The sequence below is a fragment of the Marinobacter zhanjiangensis genome, assembly GCF_014651935.1.
Taxonomy (GTDB): Bacteria; Pseudomonadota; Gammaproteobacteria; order Pseudomonadales; family Oleiphilaceae; genus Marinobacter; species Marinobacter zhanjiangensis.
Genome location: NZ_BMXV01000006.1, coordinates 136421 through 159638, shown reverse-complemented (window position 1 = coordinate 159638; position 23218 = coordinate 136421). Strand labels below are relative to the sequence as shown.

The window sequence follows — 23218 nt, the reverse complement described above, 5'->3', positions numbered from 1 at the left end:
GATTTGCCATACTTGGGCTATGCTCGTACGTGACATACATTCGGCGAAAGAACAGGACCCACTGCATGCCCCACTCCAAGCTGACTGACCGCTTTGGCCGCACTGTCAATTATGTGCGCCTGTCTGTCACGGATCGGTGTGATTTCCGCTGCGTCTACTGCATGGCGGAAGACATGACGTTCCTGCCCCGCCAACAGGTGCTCACTCTGGAGGAAATCGCCAGGGTCGCCCGCACGTTCACGGAACTGGGCACTGAAAAGATTCGTCTCACCGGTGGGGAACCCCTGGTGCGCCGGGATATCCTGGAGCTGGTGAAGGAAATCGGCAGCTATGGCCTGCGGGATTTCGCCATGACCACCAATGGCAGCCAGTTGCCCACCATGGCGGATAATCTGCGTCGGGCAGGAATGCACCGGCTGAATATCAGCCTGGATTCGCTGGATGCCGACAAGTTCCGGCGCATTACCCGCACCGGCAACCTGTCGCAGGTATTGGACGGCATCGACGCGGCTCGCGAGGCTGGCTTCCGGGGCATCAAGCTCAATACGGTGGTACTCAAGGGCCGCAACGACGAGGAAGTACCGGAACTGGTGGACTTCGCCCGCCGCAAGGGTATCGACATCACCTTTATAGAAGAGATGCCCCTGGGCGAGATCACCGAGCATGACCGGGCCCTGGCTTTCTGCAGCAGCGACGAGGTGCGGGACATGATCCGCCAGCGCCACGAGCTGGTACCCGCCACAGACGACTCCGGCGGTCCGGCCCGCTATTACCGGATGCCGGATAGCGAGACCCGGGTAGGCTTCATTTCACCCCACTCCCATAACTTCTGTTCCACCTGCAACCGGGTTCGGGTCACCGTCGAAGGACGGTTGCTGCTGTGCCTTGGTAACGAGCATTCGGTGGACCTGCGGCGCGTGCTGCGGGGCAATCCGGTGACCGACGACAAGCTTCGCCAAACCATTATTGATGCCATGGAGCTGAAGCCAGAGAAGCATCACTTCGATCTGAACGGCGATGTTCAGATTCTCCGGTTCATGAATATGACCGGAGGCTGATTTTCTGGTTTGGAGTTTGTTTGTCCCAGCCTGAGGAATCTGGTGTAGGGCGGTGCAGCAGGGCCAGGGATGGCCCGGACGTATTTCGGGGCGGGATGCCCCTTGAATACGAGCGGCGAAAGACCTCTCAGAGTCCCCATGCCGACACCCAACCCGGCAGGCTACGAAGAAATACCCCCCCCCTACATGGAATGGCCGGCACCAGACATCGTCAGGTGTTCCATACGCACTTCGGAAAACGCCAGAACCTCTCCACCATGCTCGCCGGCAAACCCCTCAGCATCCGTTCTGTCAGCAAAAGACGCCAGTGTCGGCCCCATGGCTCCGGTCCTTTCTGAACCCACCACAAAAACCGCCTCCCGGGCGTCGATCAGCGCCGTATCGTCCGGGTGCTCCCAGTCGGTCTGGGCCATATCGTGCACATAGAGTACGTGATCCCGGTTCACGTTTTCCGGCTGAAATAGCCAGGAAAACATGTCCCGGGTGGAGCAGAATTTGCGAACCTGCTCCTGCTTTCCGGCAATAGCCTCCCCTTTCGGACCCGGGAACCGGGTGATGGTCATGCCGCAGACATGGCATTCATCACCGGGCTCGAAATGGACAGGGTCAGGCTTTGCCCGGGCGGTTTCTTCCGATTCTGAACAGGCAACGAGGAACAAGGCAAACGCCAGGACCAGGGTGGCACGAACGATGGTTAACGTTTTCACTATCAGACTCCCGATCAGATACGACGATTACGAAACAATGCCCAGGCACCGGCCAGGGGAACAACAAACCAGACCACAAGGGCGGCCCATAGCCCGGCCGGACCCATGGGCAGGTCCGAGCCAAGGCTGAGCACACCGGTCAGTTGGGCACCGCCCTCGAAAGCCACGATATTGAGCAGGCGATAGATATCCGTGGGGTTGAGTAGCAACAGCCAGGGCAACAAATCCGGATTCAGCTTGCCTTCGCTGGCCACCAGAATACCCAGCAGCATCAGATCGAAGATAAGCACAAAGAAAAACCAGATCGCCAGGGCCAGGCCTGCAGCCAGCGGCTTCTCGCTGACGCGGACGCTGATAACGTAGGCCAGGGCAATGAACCCCCAACCCAGCAAAACCGTCGACAGAATGAAGCGGAACAAGGCCGCTGCCAGGGTGCCGATAGCCACATCGTCCACCAGCAGGGCAATGGCAACCCCGGCCACACCAAAGCCGATCAGCGTCGCCAGGGCCAGAGTCAGACCATGCCCCAGGAACTTGCCGAACAGCAGTTGCCCCCGGCTCAGGGGGTAGGTCATCAGCAACAGCAGGGTGCCGCCCTCCTCTTCGCCGACGATGGCGTCATAGGCCAGCAGCAGGGCAATCAGCGGAATCAGGAAAATACCCAGGCTGGCCAGACTGGCAATAGTGGCGGGGGTGGAGGCATAGCCGACGGTGCCGGACGCGGCCGCCCCAAACCAGGCAATACCCAGTGCCAGGATGGCAAAGACAAGGGAAATGGCAATCAGCCAGCGGTTGCGGAAACTGTCCGCCAGTTCCTTGCGGGCAATGGTCCAGATACTGTTCATTGCACCCCTCCCCGGTGAGCCAGCCCACCAGAACCTATAAAGTGCACGTAAATGTCCTCGAGGGTAGGCTCCGAGATGGCGAGATCCCTTACCTTGCCGGTGCCAAGGAGGCGATGAACCATCGACATTTTCCTGTCCGGGGCCACTTCGATCCTCAGATGGCCATTACCCGTTACCGAGGTGCTGGCATTCAGACCGGTTGCCTCCACCATCGCCGCCAGGTGATGATCATTGTTGGTCGGCGCTACCGTCAGCACCACCGGCATATTCGCCTGCCGGCGCAATGCCGCCAGGTTGCCGGCCGCTTTCAGACTCCCCCCGGTAAGAATCGCGGCCCGGTCGATATAGGGCTCCACGCCCGGTAGCACATGGGAGCACAACACAATACCGGTGCCATCATCCCGCAGGGTGCGCAGCAACCGGTAAAGATCCGCGGTGGCGACCGGGTCCAGGCCCACCGTGGGCTCATCCAGCATCAGCAGCTTTGGCCTGCCCAACAGCGCCTGTGCCAGACCCAGACGCTGGCGCATACCCTTGGAATAGGTCTTGGTGCGGGCATCCATGGCATCCGCCAGCCCCACCTGCTCCAGCAGCATAGGCACCTGCTTCAGCGATGCGCCCTTGAGGCGGGCAAAGTGACTCAGAATCTCGCGGCCGGTCAGCTGCGGATAGAACATGACGTTTTCTGGCAGGTACCCGATATGCTGACTGACTTCCGGGTCCCCTGCCTTGCCACCCAGCACTGATACAGCGCCCTGCCCGGGCGGCATCAACCCCAGAATCAGCTTGATACAGGTGGTCTTGCCGGCACCGTTATGGCCAAAAAGCCCGAGAATTTCCCCGGGCTCCAGGGTCAGATCAATACCGGTCAACACCGGCGCTTTGCTATAGCGATAGCTCACGTTTTCAAGACGAAAGCAGCTCATGGCATCTCCGCACGAAGGGTTTCAGGAGGGCGCATCAACGGATGGGAATCGGTAACACCGGCCGATTTGACCACCGGGAAAGCTTCCTGAACCCAGCGCAGGGTATCCACCGCCGGGCTGTGCATCAGGATACGGGCTTCCGGATAGGTCCACAGCAGCCGGTCAACGTTGTCGTTGGGTTCATAGGGAACATCCCCCAGACCATTCTGATCCCGGTCCCAGCCAAGATAGTCGCTCCAGTAATTACCGCGCCCGTCCTTCGACCACTCCTGGGTGCGGGTGGCCACATATTTCACCTGGCGCTGATTGTTGACAAAGGCATTGGAGAACACCTCGTTGTCCTCGGAACCCGCCGTCAGGTGAATGCCAATGTTGCTGTCTGCAAACAAATTGTTCTCAAACGTGTTGTAGAGCGAGTTATAGATAAACACCGCCTTACCCTCGACCCCGGAAACAGCCGCGCCGCTGTTCTGGCCCCGGGAAACCCCGATCACGACATTGCCCCGCAGCTCGGACTGGGTGATGAAGTTCATCAAGATGCCATAGTTCTCATCATTCTCCGACCGGTTGTTGATCACTGTCAGCCGCTTGCTCTGCATCAGCGCATAACCGGTGCGCGTGTTGCGGGTGACATTCCCTTCCAGGCGGTTATCGAAGGAATACATGTAGTGAATGCCATAGCGAAGATCTGCCATGGTATTACCGCGAATGGTGTTTCCGTTGGCCGTTTCGATATAAATGGCATCCCGGGTCTCGTGGATGTCATTCCCCTCAATCAGCGCCCCCGTGGTATTGAACAAGTGAATACCATTGCCCCGATCCTGGGACCGTATGCTGGCGTCACCCCGGATCATGTTATTGCGCACCGTCACATCCGGCGTGGCATCGAGCCAGATACCGAAGGCCGGGCCATTCAGACGGTTACCCTCCAGCACCGTGCCTTTGGCCTCCCGGGCCACGAAGATACCGGCATCCAGTTCGTTCAGGTCATCACCCCAGTTGCGGACATCACAGTCCTTCAGGGTCACGTCCGGCGCAAGAATATGCACGGAGTTACCGGATCCGCCTCCGTCGATAACGGTTTCCGGCCCACAACTCACCGTCACACCGGCAACATTAAAGGCCAGCGACGAAAGCTGCTCCGGTGGCAACTCGAACGATGCGCCGGGTTCCAGGGCATCCAGGTCTTCTTGCAGGTCCGCCTTCGCGGTCAGCGCAAACAGAGCGACTGTCAGGGCCACTCCATAACGCGATATCTCATGCATTAATATTTCTCTGGGGGTTAAAACGTGGCGGTTTGCACCATAGCTGGAACAATCCGATAGGAGATGGCTTTCCTGAACCGTGCGGAGCCATGGGTGAAGCGCGAAAAGCGCTTCACGGGCTGGCCACGGATGGCCTGCCCCGGACCCTTGGCGCGACGCAGGAGCGATAAGCGCCAAGGGGCGGAGCCCGAGCGACACATGGGTGAGGCCAAGCGCTTATGAAGCGAAGCTTCATGCGACAGCCTCACGACCGCAATCTGCGATTGCGGGCCGGACCCCGAAGGGGTGCCGTAAGGAGCGTGTTCAGGAAAGCCATCTCCTATCGGGTTGCGACTCCCGAATACAAAGGCTGGGGCCCAGGTCCCGGACCCCAGCGAAACATCAGCCTATCAGGCCTTCTCTACCAACATCCGGCCACGCATTTCCATATGCAGCGCATGGCAGAACCAGTTGCAGTAGTACCAGTGTACCCCCGGCTTGTCAGCCGTGAAGGTGACAGAGGCTGTCTGTTGCGGGCTGATTTCCATGCTTACCCCATGGTTCACCATACAGAACCCGTGGGTGACGTCCTCGATGGTATCAAGGTTGGTCACGTACACCGTCACCTCGTCGCCCTGCTTGACCTTGAACTCGTTCAGGCCGTACTGCGGAGCCACTGAGGTCATGTACACCCGTACCTTGTTGCCGTCACGAATCACGGTATTGGCGGACTCAAGGCTGACCCCGTCCTGCTCGGCCTGCTCACGACAGCTGGCAAAGTAGGGATCGTCACGGGTGTAGATCTTCTGGGTCTTGATCTGATCACGGCGAACCAGGATACAGTCGTGTGGCTCTGCGAAAGTCGGACCATCGTGAACCAGCTTCATTTCCTCACCGGAAATATCAATCAACTGGTCATTTTCCGGGTGCAGAGGCCCTACCGGCAGGAAGCGGTCCTTGGAGAACTTGGACAGCACCACCAGCCATTTGCCATCGGCGTCACGGGACTCGGTCAGCGAGGCGTGGTTGTGTCCTGGCTGGTAATGCACATCCAGCTTCTGGCGGATATAGTTCACGTCCTCACCATTGTAATGCTTGATGGCATCGGCAATGTTCCACTTGACCACCTGGCTATCAATGAACAGCGTGGTATAGGCATTGCCACGACCGTCATACGTGGTGTGCAGCGGCCCAAGACCCAGCTCCGGCTCACCCACGATGACATCGCGCTCCTCCCCGAGATTGCCGGCGAACAGGTCATCCAGCTTGTCGATGGCAATGATGCTGACGGTGGGCGACAGCTTGCCGGCGGCGATAAAGTACTTCCCGTCCGGCGAGGTGTTCAGGCCATGGGGATTCTTCGGAACCGGGATGTAACGGGTCAGTTCGGAACCATGGCGACCATCCACTACCGGCACCTCCGAGTCTCCCAGAGTCTGATAGTTGCCGTTCTTCACCGCCTGCTCGATGCGTTCAATGTTGAACACCACCGCCCAGTCGCGATCGTTACGCATGGTGCCGGCCAGATCCAGCGCTTTCTCGGAGTTGTAGCAGGTGGAACAGGCGTATTTGCCGGTGTAATCGGCATCGGTGTTATCCAGGTTGCCATCTACAATCACCTGGAAGGCCATTTCCATGGTCTCCGCGTCGAGCGCATTGAACATGGTAAAGCTGCTTTCAAGGCTGGTGTCGCTGCCATCGTTGGGGTGCGGGATTACATACTCCGCGTTGCAGAACACGTACTTCGTCTTCGGCACCTTCTGCAGGCGCAGGCCGTGGATCGCCTGAACATTGGGGATGGTAGTGATCTTGTCACATTTCATGATGTCCAGACGGACCCGGGCTACCCGTGTGTTCGCCTTGTCATTGATAAACAGATACTTGCCATCGTAACGACCGTCGGTCATCGACACGTGGGGGTGGTGGGCATCACCATTGGAGAAACGACTGCTGTCACCGAGGATTTCCTTGCTCTCGTTGGTGATACCCCAACCGGTGGCGGAGTCCACGTTGAATACCGGAATCCGCATCAGCTCCCGCATGGAGGGGACGCCCACCACCCGGACTTCACCGGAATGGCCACCACTCCAGAAACCGTAGTATTCATCCAGTTCACCGGGGTGCACCGTCCAGTCTTTGCGGGCTTCTTCCGCAGCCGCCGCAAAGGATTCCCGGGACATGACGGCGGTACCCAGACCGGTAGCACCGGCCACCCCGGCAAGGGCGGCAGCGCCCATGAAGCGGCGACGGCTCAGGCCGCCTTCAGCCTGCTCCTGCTTCACGTTTTCCAGCTCATCGCGTTTACTCATAGCATTGACTCCATATGTTTTCTGGCGGTTGTTTTCTTCTTGCATCAGCTCACCTCGGTGACCGGAATCTGCTCCGGCCGGCCCGGTGAATTCTGGCCACGGCGCTTGCCGCGACGCTTGACGATCAGTGGCGGGCACTTGTTGTCGTCGAAGTAGGTTACCTGGCAGTCCAGGCAGTAGTGGCATTCCTGGTAGTTAATGGTGCCGTCCGGATGAATGGCCTGTACCTCGCACTCCTTCTCGCACAGACGACAGGGGTTACCACACTCCTTGCGGCGCTTGAGCCAGTCGAATACCCGGATCTTGGTAGGCAGGGCCAGGGCTGCACCCAGGGGGCACATGTAGCGGCAGAACACCTTGCGGGTGAAGATGTTGACCACGATCAGCAGCACGGCATAGGTCACAAACGGCCAGCTGCGATCAAACTTCAGGGTGATGGCCGTCTTGAACGGCTCCACTTCAGCCAGCTGCTCGGCGGTGGCCATGGAATCCAGGGACACGCCGAACAACACCAGCAGGATGATGTACTTGATGGCCCACAGGCGCTCATGAATCGGGAAAGGCACGGTGTACTGGGGCACTTTCAGCTTGCGGGCGATCTCGTTGACCAGCTCCTGCAGGGCGCCGAAGGGGCACAGCCAGCCGCAATAGACTGCCCTGCCCCATAGCAGGATGATGCCGGCTACCACCGCCCAGAGCACGAACATTACCGGGTCGATCAGGAAGGTTTCCCACTTGAAGCCGGAAAACAGGCTGTGCACAAAGGTGAGCACATTGACCACCGACAGTTGCCCCAGGGCATACCAGCCGATGAACACCAGGGTATAGGTGAGGAAAGCATGGCGAATCCAGCGGGTGACCTTCGGCTTTTTCACCAGCCAGTCCTGGAAGAACAGGATGAACAGCAGGAACACCAGGCCCGCGCCCAATACGGCAACCTGGAACTTCTTCTGGTACCAGACCTGGACCCACATGGGCTGTGTTTCCAGCCACTGCTCTTCCGTCAGCTCCACTTCTGGCCGGGTGTAGTACTGATCGGGCAGCTGGTAGGTCAGCGGGAAGACCTGGAACTCGCTGTCCAGGGGGCCGGTCTGGCGCTTGACGGTCAGCTCCAGAACCCACTCCGTGCCCGGATCGAAGCTGTACTGCTGGCGCACGATGAAGATAGCCAACTCGGAAAAGTCCGGGATGCCTTCGGCGTAGACATCACTGAGTCGGTGGTAGTCCAGGTCACGGAAATTGAAGGTGTCACCAAACTGACGGATCTGAATACGGTCGAAGATGCCACCACGGACATAGCCGGACCCCTTGAAGGAGTATTCACCGCTCGCCATCACAGCAATGGCGTGCTCCCCTTCCTGCAACTCGCCCATCAGCCACTGGTATTGATCCTGCCCCAGCAGGTTACGACCGATGGTGGGGACATTCAGGTAGCCGGTATACAGATCGATAAAGGGCTCGTCCCGCTCCCCCGCCGGTGTGGCGTCTATGCCTTCCGCCTCGGTGCCTTCAAAGGAATCGTCTACCTGGCCACGGGTCAGCAGCAGGCGCCGGATGGAGCTGTCACCGGTAAGCTCCTGCCAGCTTTTGGGCTCGAAAACGTCGGTCTTTATCTGGGCCAGTGGCGGGCGGACATCTCCTGAACCCTCCACCAGGCCAAGCTCGACCGCCACCCGGTGGGCACTTTTCATGATGACTTCGTTGATGACCATCACGGTGACCGTGGCACCGGACAATCCGTCTACGGAAACCCGGGTTTCGGAAGACGAGCCTCCCACCGTAACCCGCTGATCAGCGGCAAGACCGATGTACTGGTCGGTGAATACATGCATCTTGCGCTCGGGAATCCCGATCAGCAGGATCGGCTCATCATGGTGGATGACTCGTGTCCCGCGAATTTCACCCTCGGTGTCCAGCACCACGGTGGCGTCCAGGGGCTTGCCGGAGTAAGCGGGCGTCTGCAGGAAATCCAGCGTCTGGTATGTGTAACCGAGCAGCTCATCGCCGGCATACAGCTCCTTGATCGCCCGGTTGCCTTCCACCGGGGTGACCTGTGTGGCTTCCGGGAAGGCCTTGCTGATAACGTCGCGGGCCTTGATCGGCTCGTAGGTGTCCAGGGAGGCAGCCAACGATTCGCCGGCGAGAAGGAACAAAGATAGAACGATGCTGGCCATCCACAATACAGCCTGGGTAAACCGGCAATCTGACATATTGACTCCACACCTCAGACTTCTTTTCATCATATTAAACGTCGCCGAAACAGGCAGACTTGATATTCTGCAATCCTGCCGTGACTTCAGACTATTTAGTTAACGAACGAACCTCTTTCAAGTCACGGACTTGTGTTCCATCAACCCAGATCGACCGCCTGCCCGTTCCGGTCCAGCGGCAAGTACCCACCCACATGCCCCAAACGGACGGATTCCACCATCATGGTCAGGGGCTGCTGGGCCTCATCCGATGACGGGGCCGTGCCACCACGACCGGACATGGCTGCCACGAACACCACATCCCACTCCTGTCCGGTCTGTCGGGACTCATCAACCAGGGCCGGGAAGGCATCTACCTCATCGGGCGCCTTGTCGACACAGATGACAGGAGTCAGTGCTCCGCCCTCGCCCTGCTCGAACCCGGCTTTCTCTTCCTCTGTAGCATCATCAGGCAGCTCGGCGCGGCAGAAAACGAACAACAGGCGCTGGGGCTCGTCCTGCTCGTGAACGGCCTGCATCAGGTCGGCATAGCTGGCAATCATTGGGGATATCCTTCAGGGGGTCGGTTTAAAAACTAAAAAGGACCGCCCGGGGGCGGTCAGGGTCAGGGAGAAATCTCGGCGTCACGGCGGGCCAGAATGGTCTGGCAGACCTCTTCCACCGAATCATCGTCATAACTCTTGCCGTAACGCTTTTTGAAACCGTAATCGTACAGACGAACATGCTCCTGGGGAGTCACGCCCACATTTTCCAGACAGTGTCGGGCACAATGCAGCGGACATCCATCGATCACGGTGATGTGCCGCCGGGACTGAGCAGTCTTGACCAGCGAAGGCACCTTGCCGCCGACACCGGATATGCAGGACATCTCGTACTCACCGTCATGATCCAGCTTTACGGCTCCGTTGTTGGCCAGTTGGGCCACATCTGAACAGCCGGAGCAGGCATAAATCAGCGGTCTCTGCTTGCGGGAAATCATTTGGTCCCCTGATCTTTCCGGGTCATCAATTACTGGCTGATCTGAATCATTTTCATCGGATCTGTAATAAACAACTTGCTACGGTTCACCCGCACCAGGCCATTACTCTTCAAATCCGCCAGAATCCGGGAAAAGGTCTCTGGCTGCATTGCCAAACGCGAGGCAATCAGGCACTTGGGCAGCGGCAGCTCAACCTCGCCGCCGACCTTGCGGGACGACTCCGGCAGCAGGTCGATCAGGTAACGGATCAGCCGATCACGGGCGCTCTGTACCGTCATGATCTCAAGATCGTGAAAACGGCTGACCGCACGCATGGCGTAATGCTGCAGTGCGGCGCGGGCGTAGGCCGGGTTGTCTTCCAGCAGATCCTGGTAGACCTTCACCGGAATCATCAGCACCTGGCTGTTCTTGAGTGCTTCGGCGTAACAGGCGTACCGGGGAGGGTCGGCGTAGATCATCACTTCCGCAAAGCAGTCACCGGGTAACAGGCTGTCCAGAGTCCGGTCGATACCGGAAGCGTCCAGCCGGTAAAGCCGCAGGCGACCGGAAATCACGAAAAAGAAATGATGCGCCGGCATGTCCTGCCGGTACAGCAGCTGATGATGCCCCAGCCTGACCCGCCGGGAGTGCTGCAGGATGTATTGCAAGTCCCAGGATTCCAGCGATGAAAACAGTGGATGCTTCTGCAGCGTGATCAGACCCTCCTCCTCGAAAGGCTGATTGGCGGCCAGCAGCACCGGTTTTTCATATTTCTTATCAACGGACTGAATAAGAGCCATGATGGTTATTCCCCGTTTAATGCATTCCAGATGATGTTTTACAGAGTAGACGTGAAGCGGGGAAATTGCTGTCCCCCGATAGGGGTAGAAAGGCAGGTTCTGGGGGAATACCCCACTAAAAATTGAGCTGGATCAATTAATGGGGGAGCCATGCTCCCCCGATCTTGTGGCAAATCACTGCATCAATGGCGAATCCGGCAACTCCAGATCAACACCCTGGACACCGGTTTCCGCGGCCAGAACCTGCAGGCACTGGCGGAAGGCCCGCCGTGTAACACTTTCGCTAAGGTATTGACGAATCTGGGGTTTGACGTGCTCATAGGGCAGCTGCTCGCCGTCGATACGCTGGTCCACTCGCACAATATGCCAGCCATAGCGGCTTTCAATGAGCTCCGGGTTGAGGCCCTCCTGCAGGCGCAGGACGGGACGCTCGAACTCTTCCACGGTCTGGCCCTTGCTGATCTGCCCCAGACTGCCTCCCTGATGGCGCGACTCACAAGCAGAATACTGCTTTGCCAGCGCGGCGAACTGCGCCCTGCCATCGACCAGCGAGGACAGCAGCTGACGGGCGACTTCTTCCTGTCGGATCCGTTCTTCCACATCGTCCGGTGCGGCAGCCAGCAGAATGTGGCTGACCGCCATCAGGGTCGGGCTGCGAAAGCGCGCCGGGTTGGCGGCGTAGAAGCGTTCACAGTCTTCCTCGGTGAGTTCCGGCACATCGAGTTCCATCTCCAGAACCCGCGCGATGCGGTCCTCTTCATCCATGGCCTCCGGCAACTGCAGCCGGTTGGCTTCCTGCAGCAGGAGCTCACGGATGACCAGGCTGCGGGCGGCTTCGTGCCAGGCCTCGGCAACCTCCTCCGCCGGGTGGTGCTGCATTTCCCGGGCGATGTCGTCTTCCTGGATCAGCGTCTCGCCCACATAGACTGGCGGGAACTGGTTTCTTGGCTTTTCGGCTTCGCCGGTCGGGATCAGTTGCATGGTGATGGTCTCCAAAAACGTTATTTGCCACGGAAAACACGGAAGAAAGAACTCGTTACTACGGACTCTCACGGACGAACGCTGACAGCAGCAAGATTCTTTATCTTTTCGTCCGTGGTTGTAGTGCCATCCCTGGCTGATTTCTCTTCGCTCTTTTCTGTACTTTTCCGTGTTCTTCCGTGGATTCCGTGGCCGAACAGTCTTTTAGCTTTGTGTTCGCATTCAGGCCCGCTTGCGAACCACCTGATACCGACGTCCGAAGTACTCCACCGGCACGCTGAGCATATGCACCAGTCGGGTAAACGGGAACAGTACGAAGATGGTCAGGCCCAGGAAGATGTGGGTCTTGTAGATCCAGTGCACGTCTGCAATGTAATCGGCGATACCACCCTGCAGGGTAAAGATACCCTGGGCCCAGGCGGAGAACTTGAGCATGGTGCTGCCATCCAGGTGCCCCAGAGTGGGCAGGATGGTGAGCACGCCCAGTGCCAGCTGGGCAACCAGAATCAGGATCACCAGGTTGTCGGCAAAGGTGCTGCCAGCCTTCACCCGGGGATCGGTCAGGCGGCGCCAGGCAAGCATAGAGCCGCCAATCAGTGCCATGACACCGGCAATACCACCCACCACAATGGCCAGAACCTGCTTCTGCCCCGGCGTAATCAGCCACTCATAGGCCCAGTGGGGAGTCAGCAGCCCGAACAGGTGACCAAAGAAGACCACCAGCACACCCACATGGAACAACACCGACGCCAGTACCATGTTTTTCTTGCGCACCATCTGGCTGGAATGCGCCTTCCAGGTAAACTGGCCGTGGTCGTACCTCACCCAAGTACCGATGAACAGCACGGCAAGGGCGATGTAGGGATAAATTCCGAACAACAGTGTATTGAGATAGGACATCATCATTTCCTCCTGCGCCGTCAGGCGCGCCCTGCCGGACGGGGCGTTACATCCGTCATCAGTTGATCACTCAGGTGAATGGTCTGGGTCTGTTCCAGCTCGCGGCGGCGCTGACCAACCACGCTGCCGGTGCTGCAGGAACTTCCCTGGTCATCCACAAACTTCACCATTTCCTCTTCCCAGACCTTGTCCAGGGCCTCCGGGGTGTCATCACGCTCTTCCGAGGCAACGATCTGCGCCAGTTCCTGGCGGTCCACCTGCCGGCCAGACAGCGCCAGCAGCGAGTCCATCAACAGGTGATAGCGGCTTTCGCGCTGGAATAGCCGCTCTCCCAGCAGACCCAGGATGTGATGGATATCCTCCAGCCAGTTGCGGACATCCTCCCAGGGCCGGGTTCCCAGGTACTCCAGGAACAGCGGCAGGTAGTCCGGCAGCTCCCGGGCGTCGATTTCCAGGCCGTTGCGCCGGTATTCCTCCATCAGGTCGACCATCGCCTGACCGCGATCCCGGGATTCGCCATGGACATGCTCGAACAGCAGCAATGAGGTGGCGCGGCCCCGGTCGAAAATGCCCACATACTCTTCCTGCAGGTCCATCAGGTCGCCATCACACAGGTGATCGATTACCTGCAGCAGCTGCTCCTTGTTATTGCGGGGCAGCCGGCTGTCCTCCAGCACAGCCGCCACCAGGGCATCCCTGGACTCCTGCAGTTCGCTGGTCGGGTACTCCAACAACCTTGCCATTACTTTCAGTACCAGCATTTTGGTCTCCTTATTTCTGCAGCTGCTTCGGATCTACCTGCTTCACGGTAGACAGTTTCTGGACCATGCTGGTGGTCTGCTTCTTGCCACCGAACAGGTTGAACTCGCTGTCGCCGTTGCAGCCATCGCCGAAGCTGAAGCCGCAGCCATTGCGCTCAGCGTGGGCGCTGGCATCCGGGAAAGCTTCCTTGGCCAGCTCGCGGTGGCTGGTGGGGATCACGAAGCGGTCCTCGTAGTTGGCGATGGCCAGGTAGCGGTACATCTCGTCGGCCTGGGCCTTGGTCAGCCCGCATTCTTCCAGTGCCCGCAGGTCTTCCTTGCCTTCCACCGTTTCCGCACGCTTGTACAGACGCATGGCCATGATCCGCTTGAGTGCCAGTACGATAGGCTTCTCGTCACCGGCGGTAAGCAGGTTGGCCAGGTACTTGACCGGAATCCGCAGGCTCTCGATCTTCGGCAGTACGCCGTCAAACTCCACCTTGCCGGACTCAGCCGCAGACTGGATCGGGCTCAGCGGCGGCACGTACCAGACCATGGGCAGGGTGCGGTATTCCGGGTGCAGCGGCAGGGCCAGTTTCCAGTCCACCGCCATTTTGTAGACCGGGCTGCGCTGGGCGGCTTCGATCACGTTCATCGGAATGCCATCTTTCTTCGCCTGCTCGATGACCTCGGGGTCGTTCGGGTCCAGGAAGATTTCCAGCTGCTTCTCGTACAGCTCATGCTCGCCCGGTGTGCTGGCCACTTCCTCGATGCGGTCGGCGTCGTACAACAGCACACCCAGGTAGCGGATGCGCCCCACACAGGTCTCGGAGCACACGGTTGGCATGCCGGCTTCAATCCGCGGGTAACAGAAGATGCACTTCTCGGACTTGCCGGTTTTCCAGTTGAAGTAGATCTTCTTGTACGGGCAGCCGGAGACACACATCCGCCAGCCACGGCACTTGTCCTGGTCAATCAGCACAATGCCGTCTTCCTCACGCTTGTAGATGGCACCGCTGGGGCAGCTGGCCACACAGGTGGGGTTCAGGCAGTGCTCGCACAGGCGCGGCAGGTACATCATGAAGGTGTTTTCAAACTGGCCGTAGATGTCCGCCTGCACCTGGTCGAAGTTCTTGTCCTTGCGGCGCTTGGCGAACTCGGTACCCAGGATTTCCTCCCAGTTCGGGCCCCATTCGATTTTCTGCATGCGCTGGCCGGAGATCAGCGAACGCGGCCGGGCCACCGGCTGGTGCTTGCTGTCGCCTGCGGTGTGCAGGTGCTGGTAATCGAAGTCGAACGGCTCATAGTAGTCGTCGATTTCCGGCAGGTCCGGGTTGGCGAAGATATTCGCCAGTACCCGGAAGCGGCCACCGATCTTCGGGCGGATCTTGCCGGAGCTGTCGCGCATCCAGCCGCCCTTCCACTTGTCCTGGTTCTCCCACTCTTTCGGGTAGCCGATACCGGGCTTGGTCTCGACGTTGTTGAACCAGGCGTATTCCATGCCTTCACGGCTGGTCCATACGTTCTTGCAGGTCACTGAACAGGTATGGCAACCAATGCACTTGTCCAGGTTCAGTACCATGCCGACTTGGGAACGGATTTTCATTTTACAGCCTCCTGAACAGTGTCATTGCCTTCACCGTCGAGCCAGTCGACGTTGTGCATCTTGCGCACCACCACGAACTCGTCGCGGTTGGAGCCCACGGTGCCGTAGTAGTTGAACCCGTAGGAATACTGGGCGTAGCCCCCGATCATGTGGGTCGGCTTCGGGCACACCCGGGTGACCGAGTTGTGGATACCACCACGGGTACCGGTGATCTCAGAGCCGGGAATATTCACGACCCGCTCCTGGGCGTGGTACATCATCACCATGCCGGGCATGACCCGCTGGCTGACCACCGCCCGGGCCGCAATGGCGCCGTTGGCGTTGAACAGTTCGATCCAGTCGTTATCCTCGATCGCCATCTCTTTGGCGTCGTCTTCACTCAGCCATACAATCGGCCCACCGCGAGACAGAGTCAGCATCAACAGGTTGTCGCTGTAGGTGCTGTGGATACCCCACTTCTGGTGTGGGGTGATCCAGTTCAGCGCTTTTTCCGGGTTACCGTTGCTGCGCTGGTTCAGCATGCTGCTGACTGTCTTGGTGTTAATGGGCGGACGGTATACCAGCAGGCTCTCGCCAAAGGCACGCATCCACTCGTGGTCCTGGTAAAACTGCTGACGACCGGTCAGGGTGCGCCAGGGAATCAGCTCGTGGACGTTGGTGTAGCCGGCGTTGTAGGACACGTGTTCATCTTCCAGACCAGACCACGTGGGGCTGGAGATGATCTTGCGCGGCTGCGCCACGATGTCGCGGAAGCGGATCTTTTCCTCTTCCTTGTTCTTCGCCAGGTGGGTGTGGTCCAGGCCGGTCATTTCTGACAGGGCCGCCCAGGCTTTTACCGCCACCTGGCCGTTGGTTTCCGGTGCCAGGGTGAGGATCACTTCCGCCGCATCAATGGCCGAGTCGATCTTCGGACGACCGGCGTTGGCCCCCTCAATGTGGGTGTAGTTCAGGTCCTTGAGGAAGCTGACTTCCTTTTCGGTGTTCCAGCTGATGCCCTTGCCGCCGTTACCCAGCTTGTCCATCAGCGGACCCAGGGAAGTAAAGCGGGCATAGGTGTTCGGGTAGTCCCGCTCAACGGTAAGGAAGTTGGGCGCGGTCTTGCCCGGAATCAGCTCGCACTCGCCGCGCTTCCAGTCTTTCACGTCAAAGGGCTGGCCCAGCTCTGCCGGCGCGTCGTGCAGCAACGGCAGGGTGACCACATCTTTCTCCACACCCAGATGGCCTTCGGTCGCTTTCGAGAAAGCCTTGGCGATGCCCTTGTAGATCTCCCAGTCGCTACGCGCTTCCCAGGCCGGGTCGGTTGCCGCGGTCAGCGGGTGAATGAACGGGTGCATGTCCGAGGTATTCAGGTCGTTCTTCTCGTACCAGGTAGCGGTCGGCAGAACGATGTCGGAATACAGGCAGGTGGTGGACATGCGGAAGTCCAGGGTGACCAGCAGATCGAGCTTGCCTTCCGGCGCCTCGTCGTGCCATTTCACCTCTTTCGGTTTGGCGCCGCCTTCGTGCCCAAGATCCTTGCCCTGCAGGCCGTTCTTGGTACCCAGCAGGTACTTGAGCATGTATTCATGCCCCTTGCCGGAAGAACCCAGCAGGTTGGAGCGCCAGATGAACAGGTTCCGCGGGCAGTTCTGCGGCGCTTCCGGATCTTCACTGGCGAAGGCCAGGGAGCCATCCTTCATGGACTGGGCCACGTAGTCGGACACTTCCATGCCGGCTTTTTCAGCCTCGGCGGCGATGCCCAGCGGGTTACGGTTCAGCTGTGGTGCAGACGGCAACCAGCCCATGCGCTCGGCACGTACGTTGTAATCGATCAGGCTGCCACCGAATTTTTCCTTGTCCGCCAACGGCGACAGGATCTCGTCCACGCCCAGTTTCTCGTAGCGCCACTGGCCGGAGTGGGCATAGAAGAAGGAGGTGGAGTTCATGTGGCGGGGCGGACGCTGCCAGTCCAGGCCGAAGGCCAGCGGCTGCCAGCCGGTCTGCGGACGCAGTTTTTCCTGGCCCACATAGTGAGCCCAGCCGCCGCCGCTCTGGCCAATACAGCCACACATGATCAGCATGTTGATCAGGCCGCGGTAGTTCATATCCATGTGGTACCAGTGGTTCATACCGGCACCCACGATGACCATGGAACGACCTTTGGTCTTGTCCGCGTTGTCAGCGAACTCACGGGCAATGCGGATCACTTTCTCGGCGGGTACGCCGGTGATCTTTTCCTGCCAGGCGGGAGTATAGGGCTTCACTTCGTCATAGGACGTGGCGCCGTCGTCGTCGCCCAGGCCACGGCTGATGCCGTAGTTGGCCACCATCAGGTCATAAACAGTGACCACACGACCTTCGCTACCGTCCGCCAGCTGGACCTTGCGGCTGCCCAGCTTGTGCTTGAGAACGTCCTTGACCTCAACGTGCTGGAAATGGTCATGCTCAATGCCACCGAAATACGGGAAAGCCACGTCAACCACGTCGTCGTGCTTCTCCACCATGGACAGCTGCAGTTCAACGTCCTTGCTGTCTGCGGTCTGCTTCAGGTTCCATTTGCCCTTCTGGCCCCAGCGATAGCCAATGGAGCCATTGGGCGCAGTCAGCTCGCCGGTGGACTCGTCAACCGCGATGGTCTTCCATTCCGGATTGTTCTCTTCACCCAGACCGTCCACCAGGTCGCTGGCCCGCAGGAAGCGACCGGGCACGAAGCTGCCGTCGTCCTTCTGCTCCAGCATGACCAGGTAAGGCATGTCGGTGTAGCGACGCACGTAGTCAGTGAAGTACTCGCTGGGATTGTCGACGTGGAATTCCCTGAGAATCACGTGACCCATGGCCATGCCCAAAGCGGCATCGGTGCCCTGTTTGGGGTTCAGCCACTCATCGGAGAGTTTGGAGACTTCCGCATAGTCCGGAGTAATGGCAACGGTCTTGGTGCCCTTGTAGCGCACTTCAGTGAAGAAGTGAGCATCCGGGGTCCGGGTCTGGGGTACGTTGGAGCCCCAGGCGATGATGTAGCCGGAGTTGTACCAGTCGGCGGACTCGGGCACGTCAGTCTGCTCACCCCAGGTCTGCGGCGAGGCCGGCGGCAGGTCACAGTACCAGTCGTAGAAGCTCATGCAGACGCCACCGATCATGGACAGGTAGCGGCTGCCGGCCGCGTAGGACACCATCGACATGGCCGGGATCGGCGAGAAGCCAATGATACGGTCCGGGCCATACTTTTTGGCGGTGTAGACGTTGGAGGCAGCGATCAGCTCGTTGACTTCGTCCCAGTCGGAACGCACGAAACCGCCCATGCCGCGACGAGGCTTGTACTCGGCCGTCTTTTTCGGGTCTTCCACGATGGAGGCCCAGGCATCTACCGGGTCGCTGTGCTCGGTTTTCGCGGCACGCCAGAGTTTCATCAGATGCTTGCGCATCAGCGGATACTTCAGGCGATTGGCGCTGTACATGTACCAGGAGTAGCTGGCACCACGGGGACAGCCACGGGGCTCGTGGTTGGGCAGATCCGGGCGGGTGCGAGGGTAGTCGGTCTGCTGGGTTTCCCAGGTGACCAGGCCATTCTTGACGTAGATTTTCCAGCTGCAGGAGCCGGTGCAGTTAACGCCGTGGGTGGAGCGCACGATCTTGTCGTGCTGCCAGCGCTGGCGGTAGCTGTCTTCCCACTCGCGGCTGACATCGTGGGTTTCGCCGTGGCCGTTGGCGAACGGTTCGCGCTTTTTCCTGAAGTAGTTCAGTTTGTCGATCAAATGACTCATGGTCTCTCTCTCCGTCTGCCGGATCGTTGTTCCGATTTGAGACCATTGTGTGGGAGAGAAACCCCGAAATCTGCGTGGTTACTACCTCATAACCCCCCTCTACCCCCCTGGAGGTAGAACGCCTATATCCCCGGGTGGAGAAGGGTCTGGCGCTCCTGACGACGGGCATCGCGGGCGAACAGGATGAGTGTGGTTGCCAGCAGCAGAAACAGGATCATAAAGACCGCGCTGCGCACACCAACCCATTGATTGACAGCGGCGAACACCACCGGCAGCAGAAAGGCCACGGAGCAGGCACTGACCAGCAGAAGGCCCGCCACGATGGCCGTTGCTTCCCGGTTCTCTGTCACCATCGTCCGCTGCAGTGCCGCCATGGAGCAGCCCAGCGCCACCCCCAGAACGACAATCAACCCGCCTTCCACGGGCAGGGGCATCCGGAAATTTACGTGGATGGTCTGATCCACGCCCTGGATCAGCAGTGTCATGGGGGGATACGACAGCACGAACAGGGACAGCAGACACGCCATCAATGACCGGCTCACCACTCTCGATGATCCGAACCGGTCCGCCAGCCAGCCGCCAAGCACCTGCGCCAGCGCCCCGGGTATCACGAACCACTGGGCAAGCCCCGCCCCGGTCTGCACAGGAAGCTGATACTGGCCCGCCAGGTAATCCGGCAGCCACAGCGCGAGACTGAAAAAGCTTCCCGCCACCACACCGAACCACACCGCCATTTGCCAGACCCGCAGCCGGGCCAGCCGTGCCACGATAACCCGCAACGAGGCTTCGGTACTGGCACTGCCCTCGGCATCCTCCGGCTCGGTCAGCATCAGCACCAGTGCAAGTAAAAGCAGCAGCATAATCAGGTAAGCAACGGGCACCATCGCCCAGGAGAAGGCATCGAGAATCAGGGGGACGAGATGATAGCTGATTCCGACCCCGGTGATTCCGGCGCCGAACAAGCCCAGCACCAGACCAGTGTGTCGTGCCGGCGAGTGACGAATGACAAATTGCAGCCCGGCACTGTAGTACCCCCCGGCCAGCCCCAGGCCGGCACCCGCCACGAGAAATCCGGCCAGCGAATCCGCTGTAATCAGCAGCACCATGCACCCGGCCAGGCCGGCGAGGCAGAGCAGCATCACACGGCGGGCACCGAATTTCTGGGCCGCCAGCCCGGCCGGTATGGCCAGCAGGGCGCCGGTCGCCATGGGTATCGACAACAGGAAGCCGAAAACCACGCCATCAACGGCCAGGGTCTGGCGGAGATAGACGCCGGCCACCGCGAAAAGCGACCAGCATGCCGCCGCCAGGGCAAACCCGGCCACCGCCAGCGGCAGCACGATCGCCAGCGAATTGATCTTGTCCTCGTCGTCGGGGCTGATACCGGCGCGCATGGTGGAAAGCCTTTCCAAAAGGGGCCCTTCAGTGTCATCTTTGCCCTGACAGGGGGTCAAAGACTATGATGGGATATCACCTATCGGGGTAATTGACTATCCGCAAGGAGGTAGTCAGCCACAGAAGTCGGGTGCACAATTGCGTTCCGGCGCACCAGAGACAGATTCCATGCAGTCCAGAAGTCCATTGGTCAACCGTATTGCCATCGTGGTAGGCGCTATCGTGCTGACCGCTGTCGTAAGTATGGCGACAACCCTGGCCGTTTCCCGCAGCATCGAAGGCAACGCCACAGCGATCAATCAGGCCGGTGCCCTGCGCATGGGGGCGTTCCAGTTGTTGGCCCTTTCGGCAGATCGTAATGGCAGTCAGGCGGCTCCTTTCCGGGCGGAACTCGATCGCTACGGCGTGAAGCTGTCACAGACTTCGCTTGTCCGCACCATCCCGGAGAATGCGGACCATCCCCTCAATGAACAATACCAGCAGGTCATGGCAAACTGGCGCAACATACTGCGCCCGGCACTGGAGCGTCATGCTCCGGGTACGCCGGTGAGTACCGACCTGCTCAACGCAACCGAAAACTATGTTGGCGATGTTGACACTCTGGTGAGCATGCTGGAAAAGCGCACCGAGGCCCGCATCGACCTGCTCCACGTGATCCAGATTCTCAGCCTGGCGTTTTCCGTGCTGATAGCCGTTGTCCTGTTCCTCGATCTGAAAAATCGGGTGCTGCGGCCATTGCGCAAGCTGGTAGGCATCGCCTCGGCGGTCGGCAACAAGGACTTTTCTCTGAAGGCCAACCTTGAGGGCGCTGACGAACTGTCACGACTGGGAGGAGCCTTCGACCAGATGACCAGCGAGCTGGCCCTCAGCTACCACGAACTGGAGAGCGAAGCCCGCGCCAAGACCCACGAGCTGGAAAAAAGCCATCAGGCGCTGGAACTTCTGCACAGTGCCAGCCGTACCCTGTTTGCCAATCACGACCTGTGCACGGGCGCCATTCCCATGCTGCAAGAACTGGAAACCCTTTTAGGGATTGGTCCCATACGGCTTTATCTCCATGACCGTAATGCCAGTGAGCCGGTGGAGGCCATCACCACGGCTACCCCCGATCGGCCTTTTTATTGCCGTGACCACCATTGCAATGCCTGCCTGGTAACACCAGAGGTCTACGACGAGCTGCCGGTGGAAGACAACGATGGCCGCCGGCTTATGCTGCCAATTCGCACCCCCGGGTTACTGCTGGGCACCCTGGAAGTCTGGTACCCCGCCGACAAGGGCCTGTCGGAAACCGCCCGGCGCCTGCTGGAAACCCTCAGTGACCAGCTGGCAACAGCCATTTTCCTGGAAAAACAGATCACCGAGGAACAACAGCTGACACTCGCGGAAGAACGCGCCGTGATCGCCCGGGAACTGCATGATTCTCTCGCCCAGTCCCTGTCTTACCTCAAAATGCAGGTCGCCAGGCTGCGGCGGCTGAACATCACCGGCGAGCATGAACAGACCCACGATGCCATTCTGGAAGAGCTGAGCACGGGGCTGAACAGCGCCTACCGACAACTGCGGGAGCTGCTGACCACCTTCCGCCTCAAGCTGGACACGCCGGATCTGCTCACGGCCCTGCGGCAGACCGTGGATGAATTCAGCGTGCGCATGGGGCAGAACATTCATCTCGAGTACGACCTGCCCCCGGGAACGCTCTCACCCAACGAGGAGATTCACACACTACAGATCGTGCGTGAGGGCCTGGCCAATGCGGCCAAGCACGCGGAAGCCTCGGAGGTCCGGGTGGAAGTGCTCTTTGAATCCCCCCGGGTTCAGGTCAGAATACTCGACAACGGCAAGGGCCTGCCCGGTGGCGACCAGCCACAACAGCATTATGGCCTGATCATCATTCAGGACCGCGCCCGCACCCTGGGCGGCAAGGTCACCATGAACAATCGAGACGGCGGCGGCGTGGAAGTGACTTTGAACTTCGTGCCCAAGAGCCGCCACATGATCCTGGCCCAGCAAGCGAGCACCGTATAGGCGCGCTTTCGAAACCACATTAAACGTACACCACTGAATGAGAGGCACCATGTCTGAGACACCCGCCAGTATCCTGCTGATTGACGACCATCCGTTATTGCGTCAGGGCATCAAGCAACTGATTGATATGGAAGAAGGCATGCAGGTGGCTGGCGAGGCCAGCAATGGTGCCGATGGCATCCGAAGGGCTGCTGAGCTGGAGCCGGACCTGATCCTGCTGGACCTTAACATGCCGGAAATGAACGGCATCGAGGTGCTCAAGCAGATGCGGGAACAGGGCGTGGCCTCACGCATCGTGATTTTCACGGTTTCAGACCATGAGGACGACGTGGTGTCTGCATTGCGGGCCGGCGCGGATGGTTACCTGCTCAAGGACATGGAGCCCGAGGACATGATTGCCGAGCTGAAACAGGCCGCCGTGGGCAAAATGGTGATCAGCGACCGCCTCACCACCCTGCTGGCCCAGGCGTTGCGCTCCCAGAAACCGCAGCAGTCGGAACGGCCGGACTTCGACAGCCTCACGCCCCGCGAGAAAGACATCCTGCGGCTGATTGCCGAAGGGCTTTCCAACAAGATGATCGGTCGCAAGCTGGACATCAGCGATGGCACCGTCAAGGTTCACGTCAAGCACCTGCTGAAGAAGCTGAACCTGCGGTCCCGGGTTGAGGTTGCCGTCTGGGCGGTTGAGGAAGGTCTGCACAAGGGCTGAACACCGCTGATTGCGGAAAATCAATCAAAAACACGAAGCGCTGAAGTACCCTGTCCGGAACCGAT

The 23218-nt window shown here is 59.4% G+C and carries 18 protein-coding genes; 3 read left to right on the top strand and 15 right to left on the bottom strand.

The window, feature by feature from the left end:
• The first annotated feature begins 65 nt into the window (after positions 1–65).
• Positions 66–1058, top strand: a complete 993-nt coding sequence (gene moaA / locus IE079_RS13780; protein ID WP_189577362.1) for a GTP 3',8-cyclase MoaA — start codon at positions 66–68, stop codon at positions 1056–1058.
• A 182-nt stretch (positions 1059–1240) separates the two neighbouring features.
• Here the strand turns inward: moaA and IE079_RS13775 are convergent, their stop codons facing one another.
• The 15 genes from IE079_RS13775 to IE079_RS13705 form a co-directional block, all read right to left on the bottom strand.
• Entirely contained in the window at positions 1241–1765 is a 525-nt protein-coding gene (locus tag IE079_RS13775; protein WP_227712507.1) for a nitrous oxide reductase accessory protein NosL, read from the bottom strand.
• A gap of 14 nt (positions 1766–1779) precedes the next feature.
• Complete coding sequence (locus IE079_RS13770) at positions 1780–2610, bottom strand: ABC transporter permease (RefSeq protein ID WP_189577361.1); 831 nt, start codon at positions 2608–2610, stop codon at positions 1780–1782.
• Positions 2607–3536, bottom strand: a complete 930-nt coding sequence (locus tag IE079_RS13765) for an ABC transporter ATP-binding protein (RefSeq protein ID WP_189577360.1) — start codon at positions 3534–3536, stop codon at positions 2607–2609. Before IE079_RS13765 ends, IE079_RS13770 begins: the two co-directional genes overlap by 4 nt.
• The gene (locus tag IE079_RS13760; RefSeq protein ID WP_189577359.1) at positions 3533–4801 is read right to left on the bottom strand and encodes a nitrous oxide reductase family maturation protein NosD; all 1269 of its coding nucleotides are present in this window, start codon (positions 4799–4801) and stop codon (positions 3533–3535) included. The genes IE079_RS13765 and IE079_RS13760 overlap by 4 nt, the downstream gene beginning before the upstream one ends.
• 389 nt (positions 4802–5190) lie before the next feature.
• Complete coding sequence (gene nosZ, locus IE079_RS13755) at positions 5191–7089, bottom strand: TAT-dependent nitrous-oxide reductase (protein ID WP_189577358.1); 1899 nt, start codon at positions 7087–7089, stop codon at positions 5191–5193.
• Positions 7090–7133: 44 nt separating this feature from the next.
• Positions 7134–9299 (bottom strand): transcriptional regulator NosR, encoded by a 2166-nt coding sequence (gene nosR, locus IE079_RS13750; protein WP_227712506.1) that lies wholly within the window; start codon positions 9297–9299, stop codon positions 7134–7136.
• Positions 9300–9439: 140 nt separating this feature from the next.
• Positions 9440–9841, bottom strand: coding sequence for a ribonucleotide reductase subunit alpha (locus IE079_RS13745; protein WP_189577357.1), 402 nt, complete (start codon positions 9839–9841; stop codon positions 9440–9442).
• 62 nt (positions 9842–9903) lie between these two features.
• Complete coding sequence (locus IE079_RS13740; RefSeq protein ID WP_189577356.1) at positions 9904–10278, bottom strand: putative zinc-binding protein; 375 nt, start codon at positions 10276–10278, stop codon at positions 9904–9906.
• Positions 10279–10307: 29 nt separating this feature from the next.
• Entirely contained in the window at positions 10308–11057 is a 750-nt protein-coding gene (locus IE079_RS13735) for a Crp/Fnr family transcriptional regulator (RefSeq protein WP_189577355.1), read from the bottom strand.
• Between the two features lie 174 nt (positions 11058–11231).
• Complete coding sequence (locus IE079_RS13730) at positions 11232–12038, bottom strand: peptidylprolyl isomerase (protein ID WP_189577354.1); 807 nt, start codon at positions 12036–12038, stop codon at positions 11232–11234.
• A 222-nt stretch (positions 12039–12260) separates the two neighbouring features.
• Positions 12261–12938 (bottom strand): respiratory nitrate reductase subunit gamma, encoded by a 678-nt coding sequence (gene narI, locus IE079_RS13725; RefSeq protein ID WP_189577353.1) that lies wholly within the window; start codon positions 12936–12938, stop codon positions 12261–12263.
• A gap of 20 nt (positions 12939–12958) precedes the next feature.
• A complete protein-coding gene (narJ, locus tag IE079_RS13720) occupies positions 12959–13699 on the bottom strand; it encodes a nitrate reductase molybdenum cofactor assembly chaperone (RefSeq protein ID WP_189577352.1) in 741 nt (246 codons plus the stop codon).
• 10 nt (positions 13700–13709) lie between these two features.
• A complete protein-coding gene (narH, locus tag IE079_RS13715; protein WP_189577351.1) occupies positions 13710–15284 on the bottom strand; it encodes a nitrate reductase subunit beta in 1575 nt (524 codons plus the stop codon).
• Positions 15281–19024, bottom strand: a complete 3744-nt coding sequence (locus IE079_RS13710; RefSeq protein WP_189577350.1) for a nitrate reductase subunit alpha — start codon at positions 19022–19024, stop codon at positions 15281–15283. The genes narH and IE079_RS13710 overlap by 4 nt, the downstream gene beginning before the upstream one ends.
• A gap of 122 nt (positions 19025–19146) precedes the next feature.
• Entirely contained in the window at positions 19147–20418 is a 1272-nt protein-coding gene (locus tag IE079_RS13705; RefSeq protein ID WP_189577349.1) for an MFS transporter, read from the bottom strand.
• A 169-nt stretch (positions 20419–20587) separates the two neighbouring features.
• On the opposite strand from IE079_RS13705, the gene IE079_RS13700 reads away from it, so the two are divergent.
• Entirely contained in the window at positions 20588–22444 is a 1857-nt protein-coding gene (locus tag IE079_RS13700; RefSeq protein ID WP_189577347.1) for a histidine kinase, read from the top strand.
• A 49-nt stretch (positions 22445–22493) separates the two neighbouring features.
• Complete coding sequence (gene narL, locus IE079_RS13695; protein ID WP_189577346.1) at positions 22494–23153, top strand: two-component system response regulator NarL; 660 nt, start codon at positions 22494–22496, stop codon at positions 23151–23153.
• Positions 23154–23218: the final 65 nt, after the last annotated feature.

What these genes read in the sequence shown, in the direction of transcription:
- moaA (WP_189577362.1), top strand. Translation starts at nt 66, where the DNA reads ATGCCCCACTCCAAGCTGACTGACCGCTTTGGCCGCACTGTCAATTAT.
- IE079_RS13770 (WP_189577361.1), bottom strand. Translation starts at nt 2,610, where the DNA reads ATGAACAGTATCTGGACCATTGCCCGCAAGGAACTGGCGGACAGTTTC.
- IE079_RS13765 (WP_189577360.1), bottom strand. Translation starts at nt 3,536, where the DNA reads ATGAGCTGCTTTCGTCTTGAAAACGTGAGCTATCGCTATAGCAAAGCG.
- IE079_RS13760 (WP_189577359.1), bottom strand. Translation starts at nt 4,801, where the DNA reads ATGCATGAGATATCGCGTTATGGAGTGGCCCTGACAGTCGCTCTGTTT.
- nosZ (WP_189577358.1), bottom strand. Translation starts at nt 7,089, where the DNA reads ATGAGTAAACGCGATGAGCTGGAAAACGTGAAGCAGGAGCAGGCTGAA.
- nosR (WP_227712506.1), bottom strand. Translation starts at nt 9,299, where the DNA reads ATGTCAGATTGCCGGTTTACCCAGGCTGTATTGTGGATGGCCAGCATC.
- IE079_RS13745 (WP_189577357.1), bottom strand. Translation starts at nt 9,841, where the DNA reads ATGATTGCCAGCTATGCCGACCTGATGCAGGCCGTTCACGAGCAGGAC.
- IE079_RS13740 (WP_189577356.1), bottom strand. Translation starts at nt 10,278, where the DNA reads ATGATTTCCCGCAAGCAGAGACCGCTGATTTATGCCTGCTCCGGCTGT.
- IE079_RS13735 (WP_189577355.1), bottom strand. Translation starts at nt 11,057, where the DNA reads ATGGCTCTTATTCAGTCCGTTGATAAGAAATATGAAAAACCGGTGCTG.
- IE079_RS13730 (WP_189577354.1), bottom strand. Translation starts at nt 12,038, where the DNA reads ATGCAACTGATCCCGACCGGCGAAGCCGAAAAGCCAAGAAACCAGTTC.
- narI (WP_189577353.1), bottom strand. Translation starts at nt 12,938, where the DNA reads ATGTCCTATCTCAATACACTGTTGTTCGGAATTTATCCCTACATCGCC.
- narJ (WP_189577352.1), bottom strand. Translation starts at nt 13,699, where the DNA reads ATGCTGGTACTGAAAGTAATGGCAAGGTTGTTGGAGTACCCGACCAGC.
- narH (WP_189577351.1), bottom strand. Translation starts at nt 15,284, where the DNA reads ATGAAAATCCGTTCCCAAGTCGGCATGGTACTGAACCTGGACAAGTGC.
- IE079_RS13710 (WP_189577350.1), bottom strand. Translation starts at nt 19,024, where the DNA reads ATGAGTCATTTGATCGACAAACTGAACTACTTCAGGAAAAAGCGCGAA.
- IE079_RS13705 (WP_189577349.1), bottom strand. Translation starts at nt 20,418, where the DNA reads ATGCGCGCCGGTATCAGCCCCGACGACGAGGACAAGATCAATTCGCTG.
- IE079_RS13700 (WP_189577347.1), top strand. Translation starts at nt 20,588, where the DNA reads ATGCAGTCCAGAAGTCCATTGGTCAACCGTATTGCCATCGTGGTAGGC.
- narL (WP_189577346.1), top strand. Translation starts at nt 22,494, where the DNA reads ATGTCTGAGACACCCGCCAGTATCCTGCTGATTGACGACCATCCGTTA.